Genomic DNA, 25,640 nt, shown 5'->3' with positions numbered 1-25,640 from the left:
TGATCAGCCAGGCAACGAACCGCTTTGCAGCAGTTCTCCCCACTCTTGCGTGGCCACGTCACGGGCGCGGCGACGGTCGCCGGCGGCAGCCGGCACATTCAGCGCGATGTCTGCCAGGGCCTCCGCAAGATCTCCGAGATCGACTTGATGACGCATCGAGGTGTCGAGAAGTTCATCGAACGCCTGATCGGCGCTATAGGCTTTCCCACGCGCCACAGCCAGGATCTCAATCGCCGCATCCAGCGCGGACAGGTGCCGCATAGCACGGGTCTCGCCACGAGCTTCGATCGTCAAGATTCCGCCTCTGAGGTGTCGCCACGCGGCGTTGTCGTTCACGGGTACGCCCATCACACCACACCAGATCACGAACAGGCCGCGTTCGTCATCGAATCGATATCAATCCCAAAGTTGCTCTTCACCAGCAGTATACGCGCTTCGGCAAGCAATCCTTCGAAGCCATTTCCTACTGTCGAGTTCTACCAATCGGTACCCGGAGGGCGGTCACGCTCCTACATCTCGCGTCCGACCTCGTCCAGCGCCGCAGGCAAGAAGAGGTCGATATCCGTAACCTGGCAACGTGTCCTCAAAACCCGTCAGCTTCGATGCCGTGCTCTTCGATTTCTCCGGCACACTCTTCCGGTTGGAAGAAGACGAGAGCTGGATGTCCGGTCTCATCGATCACAATGGCGAACCGTTGGACGTCCACCACCAGGCCGAGTTGATGCGACGCATGACGGCACCCGTAGGCCAGCCCGTCGAGATGAATGCCGCAGAACACCACGCCTGGACGAATCGAGACCTCGACCCGCGTCTACACCGCCAGGCCTACCTCACCGTGCTGCGAAAGTCCGGGGTCGCGCGGGAAGACCAGGCCGTACGGCTGTACGAGCGGTCGCTCGATCCAGGAAGTTGGAGCGCGTACCCCGACACAGCCGAGGTGCTCGCGACGCTGAACGGCCACGGCATCAAGGTCGGGGTGCTCAGTAACATCGCATTCGATATCCGTGCCACGTTCGCCGCTTTGGGGGTAGAGCACCTCATCGACCAGTTCGTGCTGTCGTTCGAGGTAGGCGCGGTGAAACCCGATCCGAGAATCTTCGAGATCGCGCTCGCCGAACTCGGCGCCGATCCCTCGCGCACTCTGATGGTCGGGGACAGCGAGAAAGCTGACGGAGCCGCACGAAAGCTGGGCTGCGCCTTCGCGCTCGTCGAACCACTCCCTCTGGCGGAACGTCCGACCGGACTCCGTGATGCCCTGCATCGAAACGGGATCCACTAGAACACATTTCCGCCCGACCACGGCGTAGTAGCGCGGCTATCGGACCGCGCTACGCAGAAGGTCGGCGACAAGCTGATCGAATGCCACAAACGTGACGACGTCAACGTTCGTTCGAGTCCTTCCGACCGCTTCGACGGCCTGCAGCACAGCGTCGTCCTGCGGCCACCCGAACGCACCCGACGAGATGAGCGGGAACGCGACCGTAGCGGCGCCGAGCCCGTCCGCGACCTCGAGGCTGCGGCGGTAGCACGACCGCAACACGTGACTGCGGTCGTCGCGCCGCGAGTAGCGCGGTCCGACCGTGTGAATCACCCATTTCGCGGGCAACTCCCCTGCCGTCGTCGCGACGGCTGCCCCCTCCGCCAGTCCGTCCGGCAGTGTCGTGTCGCGCAGCGCCCGGCACGCCGCGAGGACCGCCGGGCCGCCCCGCCTGTGGATCGCACCGTCCACCCCGCCACCGCCGAGAAGTGAGGAGTTGGCCGCGTTGACGATGGCGTCTACGCGCTGCGTAGTGATGTCTCCCTGGACAATGTCGATGATGGGCATACACGCTCCTTCGCTGTAGTAGCAATCTTCCACCGTCGCAGCCGCGGGCGTCCCGCGACAACCACGTCTCGAAGTGCCTACCGACGCCGCCAGGACGATCTTGGATTGGCCGTCCTCATACCGGCCTGCCGTTGCCGAAATTGTCGGCCCGGCGCGTTACGTTGAAACCGGCACGGCTCGAACGCATCGGCCAGCAGCAAGTCCTGGTGTACGAGCCCGACAGAGAAGGGGGCAACTTGTTCGATAGCACCAGCTTCGACGAAGCCATCGACCAGTCCTGGATCATGTTCCAGCGCAAACTCGCCGACCACCTCTCCGCGATGCAGAACGACGACACCCTAATCCTCGAATGGATCGAGGAGAGCACCGTCGACGGCTTCACACCGTACGTCCAATTCCTGATCTGGGGGGACGAATACGTGCGCGCCGAGGTGCCCTCGAACGCGTACCTCGCGCCCCGCTACGCACTCGCACCCGAGACCCAGCAGCGCTTGGTAGAGCTGGGGTGGGATCGCCCGACACGACTGGTCGACGATGAACCCGACGAGGGATCACCCGCGTTCTTCGTCGACAAAGAGCGCAGATGGGCCGACCAACTCGCTGCGATGACCGTAACCACGCTGCGCGAGATCTGGAACGTACCGCATCCCAGCTTCATCCTTACCGAGATCGCAGGCACACTCGAGGGAGCCAATTCCGATATCGACTCGCACGCGGCCGAGTCGAGACCTGACCCCATCGGTCTCGACGACACCACCGCCGTCGTTCCCGAAGATCCAGATCAGCTCCGGAACCTCGTCGCTCGCACCGTCGAACAGGCCCTTGGTTTCCGACCCGACGTCGATGAGGACAGCGACGTAATCCTGAAACTGGACGACCAGTCAGTGCTGGTCATCGCGCACCCGAGCCAACCGCTGGTACGGGTGTGGGTGCCCCTCTTGTACGGGATCGCCGGCCGCACCCGGGCGGCCGAGAATGTCTGCGACCTCACCAGACGCTGGCCCGGTATCCGGTTCACCCTCGACGAGGACCGGCTGAACGCGTCGATCGACGTCTCCGCGAATCCGTTCGTCCCCCGCCACCTCGTCGATGCACTCAACCGGTTCAGCGCATTCGTGCCTTCAGTCGACGCCCAGTTCGCTGCACGTTTCGACGGCTCCCGGTTCGCCGACGGCCCTCGCCGCAGCTGCGGCGACAACGTTCCGTCGAGCGCATCAACCGATGACGATGATGACGACGAAGATCTTCCACCCGCCCTGTTGACGATGCTCCACCTAGATCCCAACGGGTCCGGGTCGCTGAGCGGAGACGAAGTCGCAGCTGTGTGTGGCAACGACCGCGACGCGATCCTCGAGTACCTGACGATCGCACAGGAACAGGAGATCAGCTGGCGTGAGTTCGCGGAAACAGCTCGGGGCGAGGGTGATCCGGAGGAGGCAGCGACATGCGACCATGAGGCGCGGGCTTGGGCGAAGACTTATGAATCGCTGCGATCGGCGCTACGGGTGATTGCACTCCCGCACCCCACACGTGCGGCGCCGGCCGCGAACAAGCCCGATTCTTGAGCGGTGGCTCGGATCACCAGATAGTCACTAGCTGGTCACCAACGTGCGCTTCGGGAGAGCCTGGCGCGCACTCGAACGCCTCCGCGAATCCGGGGACGTTTGCCACGACACCGTTGACACGAAGAGACGCCGGCGAATGTGGATCGCTGTTGATCCGGGTGAGAAGAGCTTCGTCGCGCGTCTTGTCACGCCACACACGCGCGTAGTTGAGGAAGAAGCGCTGATTCGGTGTGTAGCCGTCAATCTCCGTGGTCGCGGCCCCGGGTTCGGAGTCGAGTACGGTCTTCAACGCGTCGTACGAAGTATTGACACCACCCAGATCTGCGATGTTCTCGCCGAGGGTCAACTCGCCATTGACATGAACGTCCGGCATGCTGGGGATCGGCGTGTAGGCGTCGTACTGTTCCACCAACTTGGCTGTCCTGCTGTCGAACTGCGCCCTGTCCTCAGGTGTCCACCAGTTCACGTGATTTCCTTGGCCGTCGAACTGGCTGCCCTGATCGTCGAACGCGTGTGTCGCCTCATGGCCGATCACAGACCCGATTCCTCCGTAGTTGAGGGCGTCGTCAGCGTTCGGGTCGAAGAACGGGGCTTGCAAGATGGCTGCGGGGAAGTTGATCGTGTTGTCAGTGGGGCTGTAGTAGGCGTTGACCGTCTGCGGCGTCATCACCCACTCGGACCGGTCGGATGGCTTGCCGATCTTCTCCAGATCGTAGGCATGGTTGAACCTGTCGGCGGCTGCGAGGTTGCCGAAGTAGTCACCCTGAGTTATCTGCAACCCGGACCAATCGCGCCAGTTGTCCGGGTATCCGATCTTGGGCACCATCTGCGACCACTTGTCCAGAGCCTGTTGCTTGGTCTCCGGACTCATCCAATCGACGTTCTCGATACGCACTCTCAGGGCATCGAGAACATTTTGGACAAGCTGCTCCGCATGTTCCCTCGCCGACGGGTCGAACGCCTCCTCGACGTACAGCCTTCCCATCGCCTCACCCATGGCTGAGTTCACGTCGCCGATGGCGATCTTCCACCGATCGCTCTGTTCGGCAGTGCCCGTTATTTGCTGTTCGAATTCGAATTTGTTGTCCCGGAAAGGCTTCGAAAGCCTATCCGCCGATCGATTTACCACTTGCGCACGCAAGTACGATTTCCACTGGTCAATCGGCGCTTGGGCGAGTAGTTGTTCTACCTGAGTGAAGTATGCAGTGTCAGCCAGCGAGAACGCTTCGTCGGGCGATACGTTCTGCGCCTCTAAATACTGTCGCCAATCAAACGCCGGGGTAATCGCGTTCGCCTCGTCAACTGTAACCAGCCTGTACTGGGTCGCCGGATCACGTGCTTCTGCGGGAGACAGCGATGCCGCTGCCAACGCCGTCTCGAAATCGAGGGCCTGATCTGCCTGGGCCGAGGCCTCGGCGTCACCGATTCCGGTCAGTTCCAAAGAGGTCTGCAGGTAGCTGCGGTACGCGTCGAGAATGGGCGCGTACTGCGGATCGGTGTAGTAGTCCTTGGACGGCAAAGTGATTCCGGTCGGCCCGACGAATCCGATTTGCCTGGTTGCATCTTGAAAGTCGGCGCCGGATCCGAGGCTGAACAGAATGGCCCCGCCATCCTGGGCGTCTTCTCGAAGGAACGCTGCGATGTCTTCCTGCGACGCAATCGCGTCGACCTGAGCCAGTTCGGGCTCGATGGGCGAGAATCCGGCCTCGTCTATCGAATTTTCGTCCATGGCCGACTCGAACAGCAACCCGATCTTGGTGCGATCGGACGTCTCATCCGCGCTCCCGAGATCCGCGGCCGCCCTATCGGCTATTCCCCGCTGAATGTCGAGGCTCTCGTCCCGCAGTTGGTTGAAGACGCCATAAGACGACTCGTCGGCGGGAATCTGCGTCTGCGCACTCCATTGGCCATTCACGAACGCGTTGAGGTCGTCACAGGGGTTGATCCCCAAGTCCAATTCGGACGTATCGAAAGCGGAACTCGTGGCGACCTCCGTTGACGAACAACTCGCGACACCGATTACCAGGGCCGAACCAGCCGCCACTGTTGCAATCCACCGTCTACGCCCGATCTGCACCGTTTTCTCTTCCTTCGTCTTGCGGTTGCATCTACTCCAACGTACGCGACGATGCAGTGGTCAAGCCCGGGCTGAATCTCCAGCCCCGTGACCTCACCACCCGTTACAGCTCCCCCATCGAGGTTGCCGATAGGTGCTATCGGGCTCACCCGTTCTGTTTACCTTTCGTTCTCTGCCGCGACTCCTAGCCGACATGCAGGGCTGGGTTGCGTTTCGTAGCGTCTGCGCTGCAACGTGCAGGCTTTGCCGCGTCACGGGCGCGGAGAAGGGTGACTCCTTATGAGAATCCGTAACTTTCGGTGCAGCCGAGTGCTTGCCGGGTTGATTGCCCTGATGGCGCTGACGCTCGTGGCGTGCGGCGCGTCCGGCACAAATTCGGACAATACCATTCGGTTGGGTCTCTCCCCCGACGAAGATTCGGCCGCGGTGCTCGCCAGATATGAACCGCTCGTCGACTACCTGAGCGAAGCCACCGGATTGAGAGTCGAGCCTTACGTCGGAGCCGACTACACAGCAGTTATCGAGGCACTCAACTCTGGCCACCTCGACCTGGCCTGGTTCGGCCCCTCGGAGTACGTGCTAGCCAGCGAGCGAGTCAACGGCGGCGTCGAGCCGTTCGCATCGGCGATCCAGTCCGACGACACCGTGCCGTACCGTTCGAGCTTCATCGTGCGAACCGACTCGGGCATCAATGGGCCCGCAGACTTCCAAGGCAAGGTCGTCGCCTTCACCGACCCCGCATCGACATCTGGACACATTTTCGGCCAGTACGCACTCACCGAAGCAGGTTATGACGTCGACAGCCTGTTCTCGCAGATCGTCTACTCGGGCAGCCACGATGCGTCCCTGCTCTCGCTCCTGAACGGGCGGGTCGACGTCGCAGCAATCTCGAGTCGCAAGATCCCCGGGTTCATCGACAGCGGAGTCGCCGGCCGCGATGAGATCAAGACGGTGTTCGAATCACCCGAGATTCCTGCCGACCCGATTACCTACCGTGCCGACCTTCCCCAGGACAAGAAGGATCTGCTCCGACACGCGTTCCTCGATCAGACCCCCGCACTGGCGGCGGCCCTCGAGGGAACCGGCTTCAGCCACTTCGGAGAGGCCCGCGATTCCGACTACGACATCGTCCGTACCGCCTACGAGGTAACGGGACTGGAGCCCGAGCTGTGACCGGCGCAGGTGAGGCCGTCAGCTTCTCCGACGTCCACCTCACATACAAGCGGAAGGAAGAGGCGGTCCTGCGTGGGGTCGATCTCGAGATTCCGGCGTCAGACTTCTGTATCTTGTTGGGGCGCAGCGGCACAGGGAAGTCGACGTTGCTGCGGTGCATAAACGGTCTCGTAGCCCCTTACCAAGGCACGGTAACAGTGGCCGATGAGCAGGTACACGCCGCCGACCGCAACGCGCTGCGCGGTATCCGCCGCAAGGTCGGCATGATCTTCCAGGGCTACAACCTCGTCAACCGGATCACCGTGCTGCAGAACGTATTGGCAGGCATTCTGCCGGATATACCCGCCTACCGATCTCTCCCCGGAATCTTCACGCAGGCGGAGCGTGAACAGGCGCTGTCGATCCTCGAGACCGTTGGGCTCGCGGGCTTCGCCGACCAACGCGCCGACCAGCTCAGTGGCGGGCAGAAGCAGCGCGTGGGAATTGCCCGAGCGCTCGCGCAGAACCCCAAGGTAATCCTTGCGGACGAGCCGATTGCGAGCCTCGACCCGGTGACCGCGGGCGAGATTCTCGATCTGCTCAAGGGAATCAACGAACGCGACGGCATCACGGTCATCTTGAGCCTTCATCAGCTAGGTTTCGCGCGCAGCCATGGCGAGCGGATTGTCGCGCTCCTCGACGGCCGGATCGCCATCGATACCACTCCCACCGGACTCTCGGAAGACGAGGTCAGTCGAATCTACGGCCAGGGTGCAGAGAAGGCGGCTTGACATGTCTCTGGATTCCCAAGCTCCTACCGCGATTTCGCCGAAGCCACCATCTCCGCCTGCCGAGTCGGGCATGCGACGCAACATCCTGTGGGTGCGGAACATCGTCGTGGTCTTGGCAGTACTCACCTTCCTCGGCTGGAGTGCAAATGACCTCGGTCTCAGCCCCGGTCGGTTCATCCAGGGCGTCCCCCGACTTGTCGAATTCCTGGTCCGAATGCTCCCGCCCGACCTGTCGGTCATCCCCAGTCTGTGGGACGCGATTCTCACAACGGTGGCGGTGGCGCTCTGGGGCACGCTGCTCGCGATGATCATCAGCACCTTTCTCGCGATGGGCGCGGCGAAGAACCTGCTCGGTCGCAACCCGTTGGTGTACGCGACATCGCGGGCCATCCTGAGTGTTCTGCGCTCGCTACCCGACTTGATCTGGGCGCTGATCTTCGTCTCGGCGGTCGGGCTCGGCCCCTTCCCGGGCGTCCTCGCGCTGACCGTGTACTCGTGTGGCGAGCTGAGCAAGCTCTACGCGGAGGCGGTCGAGAACATCGATCCGGGCCCACGCGAAGCTCTGGAGTCGACAGGCGCGGGTATGCTCACGACTCTGCGGTGGTCCGTCATCCCGCAGATCCTTCCCGAGGTGATCACCTACAGCCTCTACCGCCTCGAATCGAACGTGCGCCACGCGTTCGTGCTCGGCATGGTCGGCGCAGGTGGGCTCGGCTTCGAGCTGACGGTAGCGATGAGACTGTTCCAGTACCACAAGGTCTCGGCGATCCTCATCGTCATCATCGTCACGGTCGCGACGATCGACTTCATCTCGTCTCGCATCCGTGCACGGATCATTTGATGGCTCCCAAGATCAGCCTGCAGCGTCTCGAGACCTTCGTCGCTGTCGCAGATCACGGTGGACTGTCCGCCGCAGCTCGCGCACTCGGCATCGCACAGTCCACCGTGTCGGGCAATCTGCAACTGCTCGAGCGCGAACTGGGCGTAGTCCTCGTCGACCGATCCGGCCGCGCTTCCCGGCTCACCGATGCGGGGGAGGCCCTCATCGACCATGCCCGCACGCTACTCTCTCTTGCCGGAGAGGCGGCCGATCGGGTGACGCGGCTCCGCAAGGCCCCTGTTTCGGGAGTGCTGGCAGTGGGCGGCACAGAGACGGTTGCGCAGAAGCTATTGCCGCGGCTGGTCACGTCGTTCGCCTGCAGATACCCCGGCATCGAGATTGACTTGCACGTCGACAACTCGGCAGCTGCGGTACTAGCAGTCACCGAGGGTCGAGTACCGATTGCCCTCGTCGCCGCCGAAACCGACAAGCCCTCACTCGAATCGAGCCGGGTCGCGAGCGAACCACAAACGATGATCGTCGCGAGCGACCACCCACTCGCAGGACGGCAAGCAAGTCCCCACCGGCTGCGCGGTAGCCGCATCCTCCTGCGTGAAGAAGGATCGGCAAGCCGCCGATACCAACTCGACCTGCTGAAAAAGTGGCAGATCCCGAATACTCACACCAGCACCATCGCAAGTAACGGCGCCATCATCGGCGCAGTTGCCCACGGGCTCGGCATCGCCTGCCTCCCTCGAAATTGCACCGAAGACGCACTCGAGCTGGGACGCATCGGCGAGATCCATCTCGACCCGGCCCTACCTCATCGCCCGATCAACCTCGTCCGGCTCGCGGATCGGCCACTGACCCTTATCGAAGAGCTCTTTCTCGAACACGTTCGAGAGAAGGAAGGCATCCAATGACCACCGTCATGGCAAACAACCGCACATATCGGGCTCCGGATCACTCCGTAGTGGTCATCACCGTCGACGGCGGCGACCCCGCCTATTTCCACGACGGACTCTCCCGGGGCATCATGCCCCGTTTGCAGCAGATGCTCGACGAGGGCGGCGTCTTCAGCGTGGGGGCCTCCGAGGTCCCGAGCCTCACGAACCCCAACAACATCTCGATCGTCACCGGCGTCCCACCCGCCATCCACGGGATTCCCGGCAACTACTGCCGGACCCCTGAGGACGGGCTGGTGCTCCTCAACGATGCCAAGTATCTGCGCGCACCCAGCATCCACGCGCGGTTCGAGGAGGCCGGCGTGCCGACCCTGATGGTGACGACCAAGGACAAGCTGCGTCAGCTACTCGGCAACGGCGGCGTCCCCAGCGTCAGTGTCGAGCGGGCAGCCGGGATGGGCATCCCCGAGTACGGCATCGAGTCGATCGAGGCGCTGGTCGGCGAGCCGGCGCCGGGAGTCTACGACCCGCTGGCCAGCCACTACGCCATGCGAATCGGCCTGCATGCCCTGCGCGCGGCCCCTCAGATCCGGTTGCTTTACGTGTCGCTGACCGACCGTGTCCAGCACGCACACGCACCGGGCGAGGATGTCTCCGACCTGTTCTTCACCGAGTTCGATACGCTGCTCGGCGAGTACCTCGACGCCGGCTGCACGGTGGCCGTCACCGCCGACCACGGCATGAACGCAAAGCACGACGAGAACGGCGAGCCCCGCGTCATCTACCTGAAGGACGTGCTCGCGGCGGCAGGCATCCCGGTCGAGGAGGTCGTGTTGCCGATTACCGATCCGTACGTGAAACACCATGGCGCTCTGGGCTCGTTCGCCTGGCTCCATCTGCCTGCCGAGCACCGCGACGCCGCTCGCCGCGTGCTGAGCGCGTTACCCGGCATCGAGGAGATCTGGGACCGCGAGGATGCGGCCACCGTGTACGAGCTGCCCCGCGACCGGATCGGAGACCTGGCCGTGACGGCCTCGGCCGACACCGCGCTCGGAAGCGGCGCCGCCGACCACGACCTGAGCCAGCTGCACGGGCCCCTCCGCTCGCACGGCGGCCGACACGAGCAGCCGGTTCCGCTGATCCTGAGCGGGAAGGTGGACGGTTCACTCGCCGAGGCTTTCGAGGCCGGCATCCTGCGTAGCCGCGACATCCACGACCTCGTCCTGAACCACGTCGGTTCCTAGAATTAGAGCGTCCAGGCGCCGAAGGAGGCCGGACGCAATCGGGCAGACAACGTTCAAGTTGCGTGAAAATCCAAATCCGGGTTGATGATTCGTCTTCTAATACTCAAGGTCCGTCTGAACCGCCGAAGACGAGTTGTGGTGTGCCCATAGCCGGTTCACCGGGGTGGAGTTGCTGCTGCAAGGCCGAGATCCCCGCGGCATCCAGCGTGCCTCGGCCGTGAATATGGCATGCCCAGTCAAATCTTCTTGCAGACCAAGCGATTTGGTTTCCAAAGGTCTTGACAGCCCACGGTTCGATCGAGCGGAACCACTACATCACCCCCTCCATATCGGGCGTATCTCCGTGTCCAGCGCGGGCACGGGATTCGTCGTCAGTGACAACTGGCCCGTCCCAGGTGAAGAATGCCGGATCCAGAGGCTCACCCACGGTTACGTCCGTGTAGGCGGCGCCGCTGATACCGTCACCGGAATGCTGTCCGAGGACGGCACCGCTGCCGGCGTCGACGATCAGACGCAGTGACGGTTTCGGTAGGTTGCGACTCTCACGTGCGGCCAGATTCACCGACCAGCAGCGGCGATCTAGAAACTCGAGATCGGTCACCGGTCCGGTTGGTCGGGCATGGTGGTGACCGACCCAGTGGGTAACCGGTGGAGTAATGACCAAATGACGGCCCGGGCCTGCAGACTTCACGCGATGCAACTCGGTGCAACGCGGCCGGTCCGAGTCGCACGTGAAGTCCCACGCCGTGGTTCCGTCACTGACGAACAGGACTTCCCCGTCGATCGATTCGATTCGGGATCGACGCCCCCACCGGTACAAGCGCACCCCTTCGCGGCCAATCGGCACGAAGACTGCTTCCTCCGCAGAGGTCGCGTAGTAGAAGTGGAATGGCTTGTCGGAGTTCCGGTACGGAATGACGGTGCCGTGGACTGGTTCGGTCGGCCCGTCCGCCATTCCCACCAACATCTGCATCCATTCGGTCATTGATGCCTCCGGTTCGTGTTCGTTTTCGGGTACCCATCGACCCGTGTATGCAAGGGGCTTAGATGTACAGCGCTCCGTCGACGGCATCCGACGCCGGCGGATAAGCTTGGGCGCCTGCCTGTTCCATCAGTTCCGTCCGCACGTAGGTAAGGAATTTGTCCAGCCGGGCGCCTCGCTCGTCGTAGAGATTCAGACGTGCCACCATGGTCAGGCCGGGATAGTCGATGTGACGGAACCGGACATGGACCCGACCGTGGGGCCACCGTCCGACGTAGGTGGCGGACACGTCGTCGACCTCCTTCGCGAACCGCACCCCATCCAGCCCGCGCAGGCAGTACGCCACGTACGAATCATGGTCGAGCGGTTGCGGTCCCAGCGGTCGACACCGACCGGTGATGTCTATGCCCTCGACTCGCAGCGGACGCAACTCTCCGTCCGCTCCTATGGTGAACACAGCGCGTCCCGACCCCGTGCGGATTTCTGGAGTGGTGACTATCCACAGCCGTCCGGCCGCAGCCGCGCCGTCGGTCACTCGCATCCCGGAGAACTTGATTTCCGTCGCCAGCGCCGACGTGTCGGGCCGGTACGCCCGCACGATCGTCGTGCCAGGTTGAGCCAGGTCGGTGCCCCAGTGCCAACGAAGCGCAGCGTCCAGGGCACGTTTGCGTCGGTGTGCCTCGTTGTACGAGGTGTCGGAGTACTCGCTGGTGTGCTCGACCTCGCGGTCCTGCCGGCATGGATGCGTGTCGGGTCCGATTCGCTCCGGGATCGGCCCGTCCAGCGGCACCTGCAGCACCGAAGAGCTGTACCGAACCTCGAAGCCAGCCCTCTCAACCCTTGTTCTCGCCGACGTCGGAACCCGCTCCCACGGATCGTGTTCGACCCCGACGAACAGCGACGACTCGTCGAACTCCACCGACACCACGGCCACACCGTCAATGCCAACGCGGCGGGCACCACCCTCGGGCAGTGCAACCAGCAGCATCGGTGGCCGTAGCGAGCGGATTGGCGGAGTGTCGGGTGCGGGTGCAATGTCGCGACGCCGCCGCACACTGCTGAAGCACCATGCCCCGGCCGACCCGGCGCAGATCAGTCTGTGGCCTTGGGTGTACTCGGCATGGACTATGCCGTCGATACCGACCCGCACCAGCGGCCCGTCTCGGTGGTTCTGCACCCACACACCATCGGCATCGGCCTGGATCTGCGGGTGCCCCGCACCCTGCGGGGGTGGAGGAAGATCGGTCCACGACACCAGGCGTGCGAACCGCTCCGTATACGGATCGAACAATGCCGCGACCGGCTGGGTCTCATCGAGTACCCACACATAGCCGGAAGAGAAGAAGACACTGCGGGGGCGCAGGAATCTGCGCTGAGAATCGGCGCTCATGCGCCTTTCTGCCGAGTCATGTCGCAGACAGTACCAGTGATCGGGAGCGCTTCGATCGCACGGTCGACCACGTCGTCGACGGTGAAGACGGGATCGACGGTACGGTCGATGGCGAGGGATTCGACCATTGCCCACCATGCCCGCAGCAGTACCCGGCTGGAGGGCGACGATTCGGTGCCAGTGGCATCGAGGGTGCGCTCGACCATGGTGTTCTGCAGGTTCGTGCGGATTTCGTGGATCTGCTCATCAGCGCCGAAGCCACCGTGGAAGAACGACTGATAGTTCGCGCCGTGACGGTCGATGAAGGAGACGAACGCGCGGACCACGGCCCGCAACGGCTCGCCTGTTGCGTCGTCGGGATCTGCGTTCGCCGCGCGTAGCAGGCGCCGAGCGGCCGCGCCAACGACGGCCACGTAGTAGTCCTGCTTGGTCGGGAAGTAGCGGAACAGCAATCCGCGAGAGATCCCCGCCTTCTCAGCCACCTGGTCGATGGACAACGCGTGGATGGGCCGGGTTGCCAGCTCCTGCAGGCCGATCGCGACGAGTTGCCGCTTGCGCTCCTCCGGTGGGAGCCGCCGCCGGTTGGTGGCTGCACCGGGTAGTGAGGTTTCGGTCGACACGAGAGGACACCCTCCAGATTTGATTGCCGGGCAAGTCTACGTTTAGGTTAACTGAGCAATGCTTAGTTAGCTGCGGCGTCATGGAGGAAGGCATGGATTTCGCTCAAAGCGCGCGGTCGAAGGAGTACCTCGACCGGTTACGTGCGTTCATCAATACGGAGGTCGCCCCCGTCGAGGTGCGCCTGCGGGCCGAACGGGTGGAACCGTTCGCGCAGCGTTCCGATGTCTCCGGCGCCGCGATGTGGCAGGTGTCCGACGAGTTCCGGCACCTCCAGTCCAAGGCCCGCGCGCAGGGACTGTGGAACCTCTTCCTGCCCGACGCCGAACTCGGCGCCGGCCTGACCAACGTCGAGTACGCGCCGCTCGCCGAGGAGATGGGTCGCTCCTTTCTCGCGTCCTCGGTCTTCAACTGCGACGCCCCCGACACCGGCAACATGGAGGTGCTCTTCCACTACGGCAGCACCGAGCAGAAGGAGCGTTGGCTGCAGCCGCTGCTCGACGGCGAGATCCGCTCCGCGTTCTGCATGACCGAGCCCGACGTCGCGTCGTCCGACGCCACCAACATGGCCGCGACCGCCGTCGTCGAGGGTGACGAGGTGGTGCTCAACGGCCGCAAGTGGTGGAGCACCGGCATCGGCAGCCCGGATTGCAAGCTCCTCATCTTCATGGGCCTCACCGATCCGGAAGCGCACAGGTACCAGAGACACTCGATGGTTCTGGTGCCGATGGACGCACCCGGCGTCAAGGTCGAGCGGATGCTCTCGACGATGGGCTTCTATGACGAGCCCGGCGGCCACGGCGAGGTGTCGTTCACGAATGTGCGGCTGCCGCTCGACGCGATCATCGCCGGTCCCGGAAGGGGATTCGAGATCGCGCAGGGTCGGCTCGGCCCGGGCCGGGTGCACCACTGCATGCGGCTGGTCGGCCTCGCTGAGGCCGCGCTCGAACTCGCGATCCGCCGCGGCACCGAGCGTGTCGCGTTCGGAAAGCCGCTCATCAACCTCGGCGGCAATCGGGAACGCATCGCGGATGCCCGTATCGCGATCAACCAGCTGCGGCTGCTGGTGCTCAACGCCGCGTGGCTGCTCGACACGGAGGGCATCGCCGGAGCGCGCTCCGCGGTATCGGAGATCAAGGTCGCCGCGCCTCGGGTGGCACAGCAAGTGATCGACTTCGCGATCCAAATCCACGGCGGTGCAGGGCTGTCCGACGACTTCCCTCTCGCCGGCGCGTGGACGGCGGCGCGGGCGATACGGCTCGCGGACGGCCCCGATGAGGTACACCAGGGCCTGGTGGCCCGTTTCGAGTTGGGAAGGTACAAGTGACCGCGAAGATGTCAGGGCTGCCGGACAACGCCCGCAGCGTCCGTGATGAGGATGCGTTCGATGTGGAGGCTGTGGCGAACTGGCTGCGCGAGAACGGGTCCGGTGAACTGACCGCGACCCCCGATGTGCGCCAGTTCTCCGGGGGTGCATCGAACCTCACCTACCTGTTGCGCTACCCGGATCGCGACCTCGTGCTGCGCCGACCCCCGGCGGGGGCCAAGCCGTCGTCCGGACACGACATGGTCAGAGAGTTCCGGATCCAGTCTCTGCTCGCACCGGTGTACCCGCACGTACCGACGATGGTGGGGCTGTGCACAGATCCGTCGGTGCTGGGCAGCGACTTCTACGTCATGGAACGCGTCGAGGGCAGCATCTTGCGTTCTGCTCCCCCGACCGAGTTCGGCCTCACCCCCGAGAACACGCGTCAGCTGTGCCTGCGGGTGATCGATCTGCTCATCGAACTGCACGGCGTCGACCCGGCGGCATCCGGACTCGACGAGTTCGGTCGTGGCACAGGCTATGTCGCCCGACAGGTGGCTGGGTGGACGAAGCGCTACGCTGCCGCCCGGACCGACAACGTGCCCGACTTCGCACGGGTGACGACCTGGCTCGCGGACAATCAGCCGGCCGATGTCGCGTCCGCGGTGATCCACGGCGACTTCCGGCTCGACAATGTGGTCCTCGGCGACGACCTGCAGCCGCGTGCGGTCCTGGACTGGGAGCTGGCCACGATCGGTGACCCACTCATGGATCTGGGGTCGAGCCTGGCCTACTGGGTGGAGGCGGATGATCACCCGATGATGCAGGCCACCAAGCGGCAGCCCTCGGACCTGCCGGGCATGCTCACCCGCCGCGAGATCGTCGAGTACTACGGTCAGCGCACGGGACTACCGATCGACAACTGGCGCTTCTACGAAGTATTCGGGCTGTTCCGGCTGGCGGTGATCGCGCAACAGATCTACTACCGGTACCACCACGGACAGACCACCAACCCGGCCTTCGAGCACTTCTGGATCGCCGTAGGATATCTGGATACCCGGTGCAACCAGCTGATCGACGGCCTCGACACCCACGACACCGACACCAAAACGGAGGGCAACGCGTGAGCAAGCGCACGACACGCAAGAACATTCTCATCACGGGCGCCAGCTCGGGCCTCGGTCGCGGTATGGCTCGCGAATTTGCCTCGCGCGGGCGTAATCTCGCATTGGCGGCCAGGCGTACAGACCGCCTCGAAGAACTGCGCGACGAACTGCTGGCCGCAAACCCGCAGATCACGGTGGCGATCCGCAAGCTCGACGTCGACATGCACGACGAGGTCTTTCGTGTGTTCACCGAACTCGACGAGGAACTCGGCGGCCTGGACCGGGTGATCGTCAACGCGGGTCTCGGCAAGGGGCAGCCGTTGGGCACCGGCTACTTCCATGCCAACGTGCAGACGGCAAACACCAACTTCCTCGGCGCGCTCGCGCAGAGCGAGGCGGCGCTCGAGCTGTTCCGTCCCCGCAACGCCGGCCACGTCGTGCTTATCTCGTCGATGAGCGCGTTGCGTGGTATGTCTGGGAATATCACGACCTATGCGGCGTCGAAGGCAGGACTCGCGGCACTCGGCGAAGGTATGCGCGCCGACCTGGCGAAGACCGGTATCGACGTCAGCACCATCTTCCCCGGATACATCCGCTCGGAGATCAACGACAAGGTGAAGAACGTGCCGTTCATCGTTGACACCGAAACCGGTTGCCGTGCGCTGGCTGCGGCCATCGAGAAGGAACCGAGCAAAGCGTACGTCCCCGCGTGGCCGTGGGCGCCGCTGTCTGTGGCGATGAAGCTGCTGCCCTTGTCAATCCTGGCGAAGATTACGTAGCGCACCGCCGTGCACGAACCTCCGTGGCGGTGGCCGAGTCCGAGGACCCGACCACCGCCACGGAGTGCGGAGCGTGCGCCGCTCCCCGGCGCCGAATCACGCGGACTCGACGCCCGACCCCAGCCTCGGAAACGGCTCGGTGGAGAACACGACCTCCACCGATACTTCGAAGTACGCGGCGATACGCAGCGCCAGGTGCAGGCTGGGGCTGTACTCACCGCGCTCGAGGTAGCCCACGGTCTGATAGTGGACGCCCAAGGCCTCGGCCAACTCCCGCCGCGATATGCCTCGCTCGGCGCGCAGCATCGCGATGCGGTTGTAGATGGCCTCAGAAGGCACGCTGCATCGCCCTCTCCCGTCGTGCAGCCATACTCAAACCCGATTCGTGACGCGCCATGCGCCGCAACACTACCGGCGCGACCAGCAGTCCCGCGATCGCCCATGCGCCCAGCACCGCCGCAGCCTCGGCGTGGCGCCAGGACTCACCGATCTCGACCGTCACCGCGTCGGAGGGAAGCAATGCCGATCGCATTCCGAGTCCGCTCCAGTACATCGGGAACGCCTGACCGATGGCCTGCAGCCACCCCGGCAGCGCCGTTATCGGGTAGAAGATTCCCGAGATGGCGACGAGTCCCATGAGCGGCATCGTCAGCAGGAACGTCGCGCGGGGTCCGTCGAGGACGGCGCCCAGGATCGCACCGAGGGGCAGCGCGGCGAGCAGGCTGAGCAGCAGAACCCAGACGAAGGTCGCCCACGCGCCGGGGCCGTCCATAGATACCCCTCCGATGACCACCATGCCCACTGCCAGCACCACCGTCACCTGCACGATCACCGATCCTGCGGCCGATACAATCTTGCCGACCATGTAGCCGGTCATCCCTCCCGGCACCGCCTTGGCCCGCAACAACGTGCCATCCTCCCGATCCAAAACAAGCACGTTGGTGATCGCGAACAGACCGTTGAAGACGATGATCGACCCGATGAGACCCGGGAGTGCGAGTTCGGAGATCGAGAGGTCGCTGCCGTCGTACTCACGATTGCGCAGCAGATAGAGCACGATCAGCGCGATGGCCGGGGTCATGAACTGGCCGATGAGGTCGGGACCGTGGGTGAACAGTTGACGTAGCTCGATCCATCCCCGAGAAAGGCCGGTGCGGACCGCGTTGGCAGTGGGGTTCATCGTGCGACCTCCGCAAGAGAGAGTGCTCCGGTAGGGGCGTCATCGGACTCGTGACGACGGACGAGCGCCATGTAGGTGTCCTCCAGCGAGGCACGGCGCACCTCGAGTTCGCCGATGGAATCACCGTGCTGCCTGAACAATTCGTGGACGAACTTCGTCGACTCGGTGGCGGTGTGCACGAAACGTTGGCCGTCGACAGTCCAGCGCACCTCGGCCTCACCGGCGATCTCGCGAGCCAACGCGTCGGGCGAGCCGTCGGCGACGATGCGTCCTCCGGCCAGGATCAGGATCCGGTCGGCGATCTTCGCCGCCTCGTCGAGGTCATGGGTGGTCAGGAGCACCGTGGTGTCCTCGAGATCGGACAGACGGTGCACCAGGTCATGAAAATCCCTGCGGGCCGCAGGATCGAAGCCGGCGGTGGGTTCGTCCATGAACAGCACCTTCGGCCGTCCCACGATTCCGATCGCCACGTCCAGTCTGCGCCGCTGACCACCCGAGAGAGACGCAACCTTGTCCCGTGCCTGTTCGGTGAGCCCGACGAGGTCGATGAGTTCGTCTGTATTCCAGACCTTCTGGCCATCGCCGGCGGAATACGGGAGATAGAAGGCGGCGAGGTGGGCAAGCAGGTCACGAACGCGCCACTTGGCATGGTCGCGCCAGGATTGCAGGACGACGCCGATCTGCGCCCGCCAGTGTTCGTCGCCGTTCTCGGGATCGACACCGAGCACGCTGACACGGCCTGCGGAACGGTTGCGGAACCCCTCGAGTATCTCGACTGTCGTCGTCTTGCCTGCCCCGTTCGGCCCGAGCATGACCAGCACCTCGCCGCGCTGGGCGCGGAACGTCACATCGCACAGAACATCCTTGTCGCCGTAGCGCATGCGCAACCCGTCGACGTCGAGCACAACCCCACTTCTCGAACTCATGACCCTCCCTATCGTGGTGACTCTACGTTTCGTAGCATATGTACTACATTCCGTTGTGGCAATACTCTAGGGGAGACTGACGGAATCTGGTCAGCCGCGACGCCACGACAATGCCGTCCGCGTCTGGGCCACCCAGTCACGCAGGGGAGCGAAAGGTGTTGGAAAACAAGGGAATCAAGGTGCAGATTGCGTGGCGACTCAAAGTCGGCCGAGATGTCGCAGGTCGGCGACGTACTTGTTGATCAGCGACGGCGTCACGTGCGGCACGTCTCCGGTCTCGCCTATTCCGGCGGACTTCACTGCGGCGCGGAACCCTTCCGCGGACGCCTGTCCACTCGGAATCGGCGGCGCCGGAACGGTGTACGCGTTCAGCAGTCGGAGCACGGAGCGCCTGCGGCGCTCGTCTGACAGCGATTCCATGGCCGACCGGAATCGACGCAACCATTCGTCGTAGTCGTCGATCCGCTTGATGTCGTTCCCTGCCTCGATCAACCAGTCGACGATCCGGTCCATCGAGATACCGTCGTCGTGTGTGTTGAGCACGTGGTAGGTGTGGTATCCGGCCGTCGCCTCGGCGCCGAGCGCGGTGATGGCCTCGGCCGCGAAATCGGCGGGTAGGCCGTCGTAGTGCGCGCGCTGTCGGTTGCCGTCGGCGTCGAGACGATAGAACGAGCGCGGCGCGAGTCCCGTCACGACGATGCTGAAGATCAGCCGGGTGAGCCTGTCGTGCACGTTGAGCTGCCCACCGTAGCGGCCGTGCGCAAGGATCATGGAGGGCCGGAACACCGCCACCGGTAGTCCACACAGGTCGTGCGTCTCGCGCAGTAGGACTTCCCCGGCCCACTTGCTGGTCCTGTATCCGTTGGCGTACGAATCATCAAGCGGTCGAGTCGGAATCTTCTGCCGAACGTCCTGGTCCTCTCCCATCGAACCGCCTCCGGGCAGCACGGCGACCGCGAAGGTCGAGAGGTAATTCACCGGCTTGAGGCGCGTCGAAAGGGCTAGCTTGACGATCTCGGCGGTACCGGCGACATTGGGGCCGAACAGCCGGCGGTACGGCAGCACGTGGTTGACGAGTGCCGCGCAGTGCACGATCAAGTCCACCGACTGTGCGAGCCGATCCCAGGTTCCGGTGTCGAGGCCCAGATCTGCCTCGGCCAGGTCACCAGCGAGCACCTCGAGGTGCGGGTCTGCGAGGGCACGGAAGTGTCGCGACAGTTCGGCATCGCCACTGTCGAGCGCTTCCTCGATACGCCGTCGGGCCGCCTCGGCGTCGTCGCCGCGCGCGATACAGATCAGCTTTCCGTCCACCTGTGCGAGGCGCTCGAGCCATGACAGGCACAGGAAGCGGCCGAGATACCCGGTCGCGCCTGTCATCAGGACGGTCCGGACGGGGCCGGGCGGCGCGGGCAGCGAGGGCGCGGCGGCCAGCGTCGCGGCGTCGATGAACTTGCCGAGCGCGAGATCGGCGGCACGGACGACGTTCGCGTCACAGCCGTGCACCGACTCGAAGGTGGGCCGCGCATCTGCGGAAATGCCTGTGGTCATGTGCGTCCTCCTGACGCCGCTGGCCTCTCACATCACCTGGTCAGGCGCGCGATGTAACGCAACGGGCCTTGTCTACGACACTCCCTTTGACGTTACGCGCGGTATCGGGTCTGTCCGCGCGCCAACCGCTGGTCCGTTTGGGGAGTAGACATTGACTACTGATGGTTTCTTGGTGAGACATCGGATCGCAGCTCGGGTGCTCACCCGGGTTGCGGTGGGGGTGGTGCTGCTGGTGGGGCTGACATGGACCCTGTGGCCTTCTTCGACGCGCACCGAGGACGCCGCCTTGGTGGCGTCGACGACCGAATGTCATGACATGGTCACCGTCTCGATCGCCGGCCGTGGCGATACTCCCCGGGCAGGCACCACGAGGATGCTCGTCGATGAGAACGGCAACGAGCTGCCCGCGGCGTCTGCGGACGACTACGAGAGCCCGTGGATCGATCATGCGGCCAACGCGCCGCTCGGCGCCGTCGATCCAGACTCGTACGCCGCAATGTACATCGCGTACCCGGCGGATATGTCCAGCTACGAAGACGCGGTGAACACCGGTGTCGCGAACACCCAAGAGGTGATGCAGGCGATCCGCTTCTCATGCCCGGACACCCAGTTCGCGATCGTCGGATACAGCGAGGGCGCCGATGTGGCCCGTCGTGTCGCGATGAACGTCGGACACCAGGAAGTAGGCCCGGACGGCGAGTACTCGATCGTGGACCCGAGCGACGTCGTCGGTGTCGTCATCCTCGCCGACGCGGGCCGCGGCGACGGCGAGGGGCCCTTCCCCGGCGCGGAGAACCCCTTCTCCAATCCGGACGGATTCGACCTCGAGTACCAGAACGGCAACAACCCCGTTTCCGGCCAAGGCGCGCTGCCGGATACCAGCGGCGACTTCGGCGACCTGAACGGTCGGATTGCCTCGTTCTGCTCCGAGGGCGACCTCACATGCGCGGCTCCCGAGAACATCTCCTTGCTGCAGCTGGTCATCAACGTCGGACGCCAGCTCGACATCGACGCACTCGAGACCGAACAGTTGACCCCGGCCACCGGCATCGACGTCGCGACTGTCGTATCCCGGATCGCGATCGACGCGTTCGCGGACATCAAGTCGCAGCCCGACTGGATGCAGAGCGACGAGACGTTCCTGGACGTGCTGCTCAAAGTTTCGGATCCGTCGTACACCGGACCGGCCACGACGGAGCCGACTCCGACCTCGGACCCGGCCGACGCCTCGGACATCGCGGGTGTGACTCCGGTTTCGGCAGAGCTGGGTTCGATCGAGGCGGAGGAGATGTCGCCCCTCGCGTACCTGCCGGAGAAGCTGTTCAAGGAGGTCATCGGCCTGATCGTCACGAACCAGAACACCATTCCGGTGGTCATGAATGACCCATACAATTTGACCCTCGGCCCCGACGTCGGGCACCACTTCGACTACTGGCGCGACGCCGATCCCGACAACGGCAAGCCGCTCACTTCCGCCGACTACGCGGCGGCATGGCTCACCCACCTCGCAGAGCAGGCTCAGGCCGGAGAGCGGTTGGACCCCGCGGAGAGGCTCAGCCCGGACGAACTGTCGGAGGCGCTGGACGAGGTCGCGGCCACCACGGCAAACCTGTCGACAGCATCATCGGACACATCGACGAATGCGTCGTCCTCGGTCAGCTCCACTACAACGCCTACCTCGACCACAGCGCCTACCTCGGCTGCGGCACCCTCGGCAACCCCGTCGCCGAGCACAGCGGCGTCGGCCGAGACCGGCCCGACTACTACAACGACCACGACGGGCAGCAGCACCCCTACCACCACGGCGGCACCGAGCGGCAGCACCGACGCGGCCTCGCAAGAGGTCACCACCTCACCTAGCGCGGTCACGTCAACGCCCACCACCACGCAGTCGCCGGTGGCGAGCGAATCGGCCACGCCGACCGCCACTGCTGTCGGATAGCCGGCCCGCTATAGAGAACCTGACATCCTGACCCCGCACGGAGTTGGTCAGGATGTCAGGTTCGGGTCGCTCTATATGTCGCGTCCAAGCCGGAATCTCATGCCGGCTGAAGCCAAGGATCGCCATAAGGGTTCGCCATTGGCGCCATCACGGTATCGGGACGCAGGACCGGGTCGCCCGTTCCTGGGATCCTGATCAACTTCGTGTGCGGTTCCCACCGGACCGCTCTGATCGGCTGGCCATCGCGGAAGAAGATGTACAGCCCCCACACCGACCGGTCGAAGTCAACTGAGCCCAACCCGAACCAGCACAAGTCGGCGGCACCGCCCAGCCGGTTCAGGCGGTCCGGATTGATTCCCTCGTTCGCCAACACCATCACGTCCCAGGCGTCATGCCACCCCGACCCCGCAACTACATCCCCCATCGCAACCGTGCCCGACTGTCGGGCGGCGGCTCTAGCAGCATTCCAAAAGGACTCATCCTCTGCCGGCGAGAACGCGGGCGTTCTGACATCGACCGTAGCGGAGCACGCGACCGGTGGATCGCGATCGATCGGCAAGAACCCGCAACCGCCCACAAGGAGGGAGGTCGAGATCAGCGCTGCGGACAACCGCACCCGATACGACGACTTCATCAGTTCCCTCCCGACGGCAGCGGCACATCTATCGAGGAAGGTGGCTGCGATACCCCAACAGGCACGTCGTCGCTCCAGCCGATGTGCCCGAACCCGTCCATGACGATTGCCTCACCGCCGTTGATTGCGTCGAGAACGATCTGCTGCATCTCCTGCGGTGTGGCATCAGGATGTTCCAACGCGAGCCTTCTTCCGAGCTCGTTGTTGTAGAGGTCCATGGCCTCGCGGTGCGGTGAATTCGCACCGGTCCCCTCGTGTGCGGTGGCGAAATCCGCGGTCCAGTCGCCGCCGAATTCCTTCGTCATGAGCGCATTCCAGTAGGTGTGCCGAAATGCGTCCCCGTGACCGTCAGCCGTCGACTCGGGGAATTGCTCGTGCGCAGCACTCTCGGCGGCACCCTTCATGCGATTCAGGTCGACGAGTCCGGCGGGACCGTGCTCATGGAAGAGGAGCATCATCATTTTCACTTCTTCTGGAGTCATGAGCGTGGGCTGATAGCTAGGCGATACCAGCCTGATCGCATTCAAGACCTCGCCCGACGGCCATAAAGACGCGCCTGCCTCCGACGGTGCCGTCTGGTACTTGAAGAGCACCTCGTTCAGGGTCGGGTCCGTAGACACCGCGGTCACGCCAATCTTGACCGCATCGCTCAAACCCTCGAGGCACCGAGCAACCTGTTCGGCGCCCTCCTTGTCCAATTCCTGGATCCTGGTCAGGGTTTTTCGGATCTCGTTCTCGAGGAAGAACTCCTCAGCCTCTTTCGCCGCGAGCCTCGCCGGCCCGAGAACCCCCCATTCCGCAATCCAGTCGACGTTGGAGCGACGCGAGCGGACGCCTCCGTCCGGCTCGACGAACAACTGGTACTCGGATTCTTCTACCTCGGCGACTTTGTCTCTGATGTACGCGATTTGGGATCTGATGTTCGACGCGTACTGGTCCACGACAGTACTCACCGATTCCATCACCATGGCGGTTCGAACCCCGTCAGATCTGTTCTCGGCCGCGCGATCCCTAGCCGTCTCAGCCGCAGGACTGTTCCAATATTCGTACGAGCTATCGATGGACTTCCCCGCCGCGATGATCTCGTCTTCGATGTCCTCGGATTTCGACCTCATCTTGCGGCCAATCTCGTCAGTACTGTCCAGATTCCACCCCAGAATCTGCGGCAGGGCGTAGGCCTCTACGTATCCGCCCCCATACGCGTCGCTCACCGTAGGCTAACTTCGTTCAGCGACAGCGCATTATCGTTATCCGTTTGCTCGTACCGAATGGCGTTCTGCTCTGCCTGCCCGGCGAATTCATGAAGCACGTCGCGGTGGTACGCGACGACACGGTCCACTGCCAGGGCCGTGTCCTCGAGTGCGGCCGCGAACGCGGAACCGGTCATTGCCGGAATGGGCGACACACCGTCGGTAACGGGTGCCAGTTCACCGACCCTGTCGCCCGACCTTCGAGTACGTTCCGCGAGGTCCCTGACCTTGTCTGGCTCGACTTGAACCACTACGCCGGGCTGCACGAATTCTCCCCTCCCCCTTTCGATGCACGCTGCGTGCACCGACGAGGCGGAACGATATCACCGGAGACCGCGCCGACTTCGGGTGACTTACTCGAACGGCGTGCCCACGTAGTTTTCGGCAATCAGCGTGCGGCCCGCCACGGATCGGGTGACCATGTCGAGTTCGGCGATCTGCCGCTTGTGGCCGAATTCGGTGTCGGGCAGGCGATGCAGCATCGAGGTCATCCACCACGAGAAGTGCTGGCTGCGCCACACCCGCGGAAGCACCGTCTCGGTGTAGGCATCGAGTCGGCCACGATTGCGGGTGGCGAAGAACTCGGCCATCGCCTTCGACAGGAAGTACACGTCGGCGATCGCCAGGTTCATGCCCTTGGCCCCGGTCGGGGGCACCGTGTGGGCAGCGTCGCCAGCGAGGAAGAGGTTGCCGTGCTGCATCGGCTCGCAGACGAAGCTGCGGAACTGCAAGATCGACTTCTGGAAGATCCTGCCGTCCTTGATTTCCGCACCCTCGCCGTCGACGCGGGCGTGCAGCTCCGACCAAATGCGGTCGTCCGACCAGTTGTCGACTGAGTCGTCGGGATCGACCTGCAGGTAGAGCCGCTGAACCTCGGGAGTGCGGGTGCTGACCAGTGCGAAGCCCCTCGGGTGGTTGGCGTAGATCAACTCTTCCGACGACGGCGGTGCCTCGACGAGGATCCCGAACCACGCGAACGGGTACTGGCGGAAGTGATCGGTACGCACGGTGGTCTCGGGGATGAGATCGCGGGTGCCGGTGCGCGAGCCGTCGCAGCCGGCAACGAGCGCGCATGTCAGCGTCTGCTGGTTGCCCTCGGCATCGACGTAGGTGATCTTCGGAGCATCGGTGGTGTGATCGCGGACCTGGACCTCGGACACGCCGAAGCGGATGTCGCCGCCGTCCTCGAGGCGCCTGGCGATGAGGTCGATGAGCACCTCGTGCTGTGGGTAGACGGTGACGGCGCGGCCTCCGGTGAGCTCGTCGAATGCGATGCGGTGGCCGCGCCCGCCGAACCGCAGTTCGATCCCGTGATGAGTGAGGCCCTCGCGCTTGATGCGGTCGCCGAGCCCGGTGTCGACCATCAGGTCGACTGTGCCCTGCTCGAGCACACCGGCACGAATCGTGCCCTCTACCTCCTCGCGGGTACGGCTCTCGAGCACCACCGATTCGATGCCGGACAGGTGCAGGAGATGGGACAGCATCAGTCCTGCGGGACCTCCGCCGACGATCCCGACCTGTGTGTTCATGAGCAGACTCCTCGCGTGGTGTGTGATAGCCGCCACTGTCCTGATCGAGCTACGGCCACGACACCCTCTCT

Annotated in this window: 24 protein-coding genes and 1 pseudogene; 11 read left to right on the top strand and 14 right to left on the bottom strand. The window is 64.0% G+C overall.

Going from position 1 to position 25,640, the window contains the following annotated elements:
* Nucleotides 1–3 precede the first annotated feature (3 nt).
* Nucleotides 4–294 (bottom strand): ANTAR domain-containing protein, encoded by a 291-nt coding sequence (locus BFN03_RS19700; protein WP_070381111.1) that lies wholly within the window; start codon nucleotides 292–294, stop codon nucleotides 4–6.
* A 283-nt stretch (nucleotides 295–577) separates the two neighbouring features.
* On the opposite strand from BFN03_RS19700, the gene BFN03_RS19695 reads away from it, so the two are divergent.
* A complete protein-coding gene (locus tag BFN03_RS19695; protein ID WP_070380434.1) occupies nucleotides 578–1,279 on the top strand; it encodes an HAD family hydrolase in 702 nt (233 codons plus the stop codon).
* 36 nt (nucleotides 1,280–1,315) lie between these two features.
* On the opposite strand, the gene BFN03_RS19690 is transcribed toward BFN03_RS19695, so the two are convergent.
* Nucleotides 1,316–1,825, bottom strand: a complete 510-nt coding sequence (locus BFN03_RS19690) for an O-acetyl-ADP-ribose deacetylase (RefSeq protein WP_070381110.1) — start codon at nucleotides 1,823–1,825, stop codon at nucleotides 1,316–1,318.
* Nucleotides 1,826–2,061: 236 nt separating this feature from the next.
* Between BFN03_RS19690 and BFN03_RS19685 the strand changes: the two genes are divergently transcribed.
* On the top strand, nucleotides 2,062–3,390 hold the full coding sequence (locus BFN03_RS19685; protein ID WP_157109661.1) for a T3SS (YopN, CesT) and YbjN peptide-binding chaperone 1: 1,329 nt from the start codon (nucleotides 2,062–2,064) through the stop codon (nucleotides 3,388–3,390).
* Nucleotides 3,391–3,403: 13 nt separating this feature from the next.
* On the opposite strand, the gene BFN03_RS19680 is transcribed toward BFN03_RS19685, so the two are convergent.
* Nucleotides 3,404–5,434, bottom strand: a complete 2,031-nt coding sequence (locus tag BFN03_RS19680) for a M13 family metallopeptidase (protein ID WP_198163324.1) — start codon at nucleotides 5,432–5,434, stop codon at nucleotides 3,404–3,406.
* Between the two features lie 312 nt (nucleotides 5,435–5,746).
* Between BFN03_RS19680 and BFN03_RS19675 the strand changes: the two genes are divergently transcribed.
* Genes BFN03_RS19675 through BFN03_RS19655 form a run of 5 tightly spaced genes read left to right on the top strand, consistent with a single transcriptional unit; the run spans nucleotide 5,747 to nucleotide 10,379 of the window.
* Nucleotides 5,747–6,640 carry a phosphate/phosphite/phosphonate ABC transporter substrate-binding protein gene (locus BFN03_RS19675; RefSeq protein ID WP_084385705.1) on the top strand — a complete coding sequence of 298 codons (894 nt, stop codon included), beginning with the start codon at nucleotides 5,747–5,749 and terminating at the stop codon, nucleotides 6,638–6,640.
* Nucleotides 6,637–7,410, top strand: coding sequence for a phosphonate ABC transporter ATP-binding protein (phnC, locus tag BFN03_RS19670; RefSeq protein WP_070380431.1), 774 nt, complete (start codon nucleotides 6,637–6,639; stop codon nucleotides 7,408–7,410). Before BFN03_RS19675 ends, phnC begins: the two co-directional genes overlap by 4 nt.
* A gap of 1 nt (nucleotide 7,411) precedes the next feature.
* Nucleotides 7,412–8,251 carry a phosphonate ABC transporter, permease protein PhnE gene (gene phnE / locus BFN03_RS19665; RefSeq protein WP_198163322.1) on the top strand — a complete coding sequence of 280 codons (840 nt, stop codon included), beginning with the start codon at nucleotides 7,412–7,414 and terminating at the stop codon, nucleotides 8,249–8,251.
* Nucleotides 8,251–9,153 (top strand): LysR family transcriptional regulator, encoded by a 903-nt coding sequence (locus BFN03_RS19660; RefSeq protein ID WP_070380430.1) that lies wholly within the window; start codon nucleotides 8,251–8,253, stop codon nucleotides 9,151–9,153. Before phnE ends, BFN03_RS19660 begins: the two co-directional genes overlap by 1 nt.
* Nucleotides 9,150–10,379, top strand: a complete 1,230-nt coding sequence (locus BFN03_RS19655) for an alkaline phosphatase family protein (RefSeq protein ID WP_070380429.1) — start codon at nucleotides 9,150–9,152, stop codon at nucleotides 10,377–10,379. Before BFN03_RS19660 ends, BFN03_RS19655 begins: the two co-directional genes overlap by 4 nt.
* A gap of 310 nt (nucleotides 10,380–10,689) precedes the next feature.
* Here BFN03_RS19655 and BFN03_RS19650 read toward each other — a convergent pair whose 3' ends face one another.
* From BFN03_RS19650 to BFN03_RS19640, 3 genes are read right to left on the bottom strand one after another with little or no spacing between them, the layout of a single operon-like run.
* Nucleotides 10,690–11,364: a hypothetical protein gene (locus BFN03_RS19650; RefSeq protein ID WP_070380428.1), complete on the bottom strand. Its 675-nt coding sequence runs from the start codon at nucleotides 11,362–11,364 to the stop codon at nucleotides 10,690–10,692.
* 58 nt (nucleotides 11,365–11,422) lie between these two features.
* A complete protein-coding gene (locus tag BFN03_RS19645; RefSeq protein ID WP_070380427.1) occupies nucleotides 11,423–12,751 on the bottom strand; it encodes a hypothetical protein in 1,329 nt (442 codons plus the stop codon).
* Nucleotides 12,748–13,371, bottom strand: coding sequence for a TetR/AcrR family transcriptional regulator (locus tag BFN03_RS19640; RefSeq protein WP_070380426.1), 624 nt, complete (start codon nucleotides 13,369–13,371; stop codon nucleotides 12,748–12,750). Before BFN03_RS19640 ends, BFN03_RS19645 begins: the two co-directional genes overlap by 4 nt.
* 92 nt (nucleotides 13,372–13,463) lie before the next feature.
* Between BFN03_RS19640 and BFN03_RS19635 the strand changes: the two genes are divergently transcribed.
* Genes BFN03_RS19635 through BFN03_RS19625 form a run of 3 tightly spaced genes read left to right on the top strand, consistent with a single transcriptional unit; the run spans nucleotide 13,464 to nucleotide 16,560 of the window.
* Complete coding sequence (locus BFN03_RS19635) at nucleotides 13,464–14,696, top strand: acyl-CoA dehydrogenase family protein (RefSeq protein WP_070381106.1); 1,233 nt, start codon at nucleotides 13,464–13,466, stop codon at nucleotides 14,694–14,696.
* A gap of 8 nt (nucleotides 14,697–14,704) precedes the next feature.
* Complete coding sequence (locus BFN03_RS19630) at nucleotides 14,705–15,802, top strand: phosphotransferase family protein (protein WP_070381107.1); 1,098 nt, start codon at nucleotides 14,705–14,707, stop codon at nucleotides 15,800–15,802.
* A complete protein-coding gene (locus tag BFN03_RS19625) occupies nucleotides 15,799–16,560 on the top strand; it encodes an SDR family oxidoreductase (RefSeq protein WP_070380425.1) in 762 nt (253 codons plus the stop codon). The genes BFN03_RS19630 and BFN03_RS19625 overlap by 4 nt, the downstream gene beginning before the upstream one ends.
* A 96-nt stretch (nucleotides 16,561–16,656) precedes the next feature.
* On the opposite strand, the gene BFN03_RS19620 is transcribed toward BFN03_RS19625, so the two are convergent.
* The 4 genes and pseudogenes from BFN03_RS19620 to BFN03_RS19605 form a co-directional block, all read right to left on the bottom strand.
* Nucleotides 16,657–16,899 carry a helix-turn-helix transcriptional regulator gene (locus tag BFN03_RS19620; protein WP_070380424.1) on the bottom strand — a complete coding sequence of 81 codons (243 nt, stop codon included), beginning with the start codon at nucleotides 16,897–16,899 and terminating at the stop codon, nucleotides 16,657–16,659.
* Nucleotides 16,889–17,740, bottom strand: a complete 852-nt coding sequence (locus tag BFN03_RS19615; RefSeq protein ID WP_070380423.1) for an ABC transporter permease — start codon at nucleotides 17,738–17,740, stop codon at nucleotides 16,889–16,891. The genes BFN03_RS19620 and BFN03_RS19615 overlap by 11 nt, the downstream gene beginning before the upstream one ends.
* Entirely contained in the window at nucleotides 17,737–18,666 is a 930-nt protein-coding gene (locus BFN03_RS19610) for an ABC transporter ATP-binding protein (RefSeq protein ID WP_070380422.1), read from the bottom strand. Before BFN03_RS19610 ends, BFN03_RS19615 begins: the two co-directional genes overlap by 4 nt.
* A 198-nt stretch (nucleotides 18,667–18,864) precedes the next feature.
* Nucleotides 18,865–20,199 (bottom strand): annotated as a pseudogene (locus BFN03_RS19605) (thioester reductase domain-containing protein); the annotation flags it as partial.
* A gap of 166 nt (nucleotides 20,200–20,365) precedes the next feature.
* On the opposite strand from BFN03_RS19605, the gene BFN03_RS19600 reads away from it, so the two are divergent.
* Entirely contained in the window at nucleotides 20,366–22,156 is a 1,791-nt protein-coding gene (locus tag BFN03_RS19600) for a cutinase family protein (RefSeq protein ID WP_070380420.1), read from the top strand.
* A gap of 97 nt (nucleotides 22,157–22,253) precedes the next feature.
* Here BFN03_RS19600 and BFN03_RS19595 read toward each other — a convergent pair whose 3' ends face one another.
* The 4 genes from BFN03_RS19595 to BFN03_RS19580 all read right to left on the bottom strand — a co-directional run bounded on the left by BFN03_RS19595 (nucleotide 22,254) and on the right by BFN03_RS19580 (nucleotide 25,569).
* Nucleotides 22,254–22,790 carry a hypothetical protein gene (locus BFN03_RS19595; RefSeq protein WP_070380419.1) on the bottom strand — a complete coding sequence of 179 codons (537 nt, stop codon included), beginning with the start codon at nucleotides 22,788–22,790 and terminating at the stop codon, nucleotides 22,254–22,256.
* Nucleotides 22,790–24,001, bottom strand: coding sequence for a DUF6973 domain-containing protein (locus tag BFN03_RS19590; RefSeq protein ID WP_070380418.1), 1,212 nt, complete (start codon nucleotides 23,999–24,001; stop codon nucleotides 22,790–22,792). Before BFN03_RS19590 ends, BFN03_RS19595 begins: the two co-directional genes overlap by 1 nt.
* Nucleotides 23,998–24,306 (bottom strand): type VII secretion target, encoded by a 309-nt coding sequence (locus BFN03_RS19585; RefSeq protein WP_198163320.1) that lies wholly within the window; start codon nucleotides 24,304–24,306, stop codon nucleotides 23,998–24,000. The genes BFN03_RS19590 and BFN03_RS19585 overlap by 4 nt, the downstream gene beginning before the upstream one ends.
* Nucleotides 24,307–24,393: 87 nt before the next feature.
* Nucleotides 24,394–25,569 (bottom strand): 4-hydroxybenzoate 3-monooxygenase, encoded by a 1,176-nt coding sequence (locus tag BFN03_RS19580; protein ID WP_070381105.1) that lies wholly within the window; start codon nucleotides 25,567–25,569, stop codon nucleotides 24,394–24,396.
* Nucleotides 25,570–25,640 lie beyond the last annotated feature (71 nt).

Source organism: Rhodococcus sp. WMMA185, assembly GCF_001767395.1.
Classification (GTDB): domain Bacteria; phylum Actinomycetota; class Actinomycetes; order Mycobacteriales; family Mycobacteriaceae; genus Rhodococcus_F.
Note: the sequence above shows the minus strand (reverse complement) of the source record. Positions and strands in the feature narration are given on the sequence as shown.

Coding starts and splice junctions, on each gene's coding strand:
- BFN03_RS19690 (WP_070381110.1), bottom strand. CDS start 1,825: ATGCCCATCATCGACATTGTCCAGGGAGACATCACTACGCAGCGCGTA.
- BFN03_RS19675 (WP_084385705.1), top strand. CDS start 5,747: ATGAGAATCCGTAACTTTCGGTGCAGCCGAGTGCTTGCCGGGTTGATT.
- phnE (WP_198163322.1), top strand. CDS start 7,412: ATGTCTCTGGATTCCCAAGCTCCTACCGCGATTTCGCCGAAGCCACCA.
- BFN03_RS19660 (WP_070380430.1), top strand. CDS start 8,251: ATGGCTCCCAAGATCAGCCTGCAGCGTCTCGAGACCTTCGTCGCTGTC.
- BFN03_RS19655 (WP_070380429.1), top strand. CDS start 9,150: ATGACCACCGTCATGGCAAACAACCGCACATATCGGGCTCCGGATCAC.
- BFN03_RS19650 (WP_070380428.1), bottom strand. CDS start 11,364: ATGACCGAATGGATGCAGATGTTGGTGGGAATGGCGGACGGGCCGACC.
- BFN03_RS19645 (WP_070380427.1), bottom strand. CDS start 12,751: ATGAGCGCCGATTCTCAGCGCAGATTCCTGCGCCCCCGCAGTGTCTTC.
- BFN03_RS19635 (WP_070381106.1), top strand. CDS start 13,464: ATGGATTTCGCTCAAAGCGCGCGGTCGAAGGAGTACCTCGACCGGTTA.
- BFN03_RS19630 (WP_070381107.1), top strand. CDS start 14,705: ATGTCAGGGCTGCCGGACAACGCCCGCAGCGTCCGTGATGAGGATGCG.
- BFN03_RS19615 (WP_070380423.1), bottom strand. CDS start 17,740: ATGAACCCCACTGCCAACGCGGTCCGCACCGGCCTTTCTCGGGGATGG.
- BFN03_RS19610 (WP_070380422.1), bottom strand. CDS start 18,666: ATGAGTTCGAGAAGTGGGGTTGTGCTCGACGTCGACGGGTTGCGCATG.
- BFN03_RS19595 (WP_070380419.1), bottom strand. CDS start 22,790: ATGAAGTCGTCGTATCGGGTGCGGTTGTCCGCAGCGCTGATCTCGACC.
- BFN03_RS19580 (WP_070381105.1), bottom strand. CDS start 25,569: ATGAACACACAGGTCGGGATCGTCGGCGGAGGTCCCGCAGGACTGATG.